The following is a 201-nucleotide window of genomic DNA, read 5'->3' as shown; positions in this document are numbered from 1 at the left end:
AGGTGATGAATCTGGATCGGTTTGATCTGCGTAAATAGCTGTTTGTTGTGCCAATGAAAATGCCGCTCGTTGAGCGGCATTTTTTTGTTTGCTTCGGATTATGTGGTGCGGGAGATAACCAGCCCCTCACCCCAGCCCTCTCCCAATGGGAGAGGGGGAAAGGGAGCCGATCCCTGTTGGTTTCAAGACCTGAGTTCGATG

It is taken from the genome of Pseudomonas sp. Sample_9 (assembly GCF_004307535.1).
Lineage (GTDB): Bacteria > Pseudomonadota > Gammaproteobacteria > Pseudomonadales > Pseudomonadaceae > Aquipseudomonas > Aquipseudomonas mercuritolerans.
The sequence above is the reverse complement of the archived record's forward strand: the minus strand, read 5'-3'. Positions refer to the sequence as shown.